Consider the following 475-nt stretch of genomic DNA (forward strand, 5'->3'; position numbering starts at 1 on the left):
CAGAACCCGAACCTGAACCAGAACCCGAACCAGAGCCAGAACCCGAACCTGAACCAGAACCCGAACCTGAACCAGAACCCGAACCAGAGCTAAAGCCTGAACCAAAGCTAAAAGCTCTACTAGCTCTTCCAGAGAAAGCGTATCTTCGTAAGGATATTGGTACTATTTCTATTTCATCCTCTGCGTTATCGGGGCTGCCAATGCTCTCGGTTTTTTCAGGCTTTACTGAAAAAGCGCTGTCTTTTTCCTCTGTGGCGTCATCGGTGGTTTCGCCGTCTTTAGCATTCTGAGCGGCCTGCTTCTCAAGGTCTGTTGATTTTTCCAGGGGAGGGTTCTCTGCTTGAGGGATTAAGTCCTTAGCCGCGGCTTCTGCTGCTTCTCTATCGGCTTCCGCCCTGTCTTGGTGTTCAGGCTGCTCATTATCGAATTTTGCCATAAAAGCTTCGTGTTGTTCTTGGGTATAGTCATCGTCGAG

General features: G+C 49.5%; 1 protein-coding gene. It reads right to left on the minus strand.

Going from position 1 to position 475, the window contains the following annotated elements; genetic code table 11:
- Positions 1 to 436, minus strand: a 436-nt coding sequence (locus S1OALGB6SA_RS10405) for a hypothetical protein (protein ID WP_195910410.1), incomplete at its 3' end; no start/stop codon positions are given.
- Positions 437 to 475 lie beyond the last annotated feature (39 nt).

The organism is Olavius algarvensis spirochete endosymbiont, assembly GCA_900608495.1.
Classification (GTDB): domain Bacteria; phylum Spirochaetota; class Spirochaetia; order DSM-2461; family DSM-2461; genus UBA2779.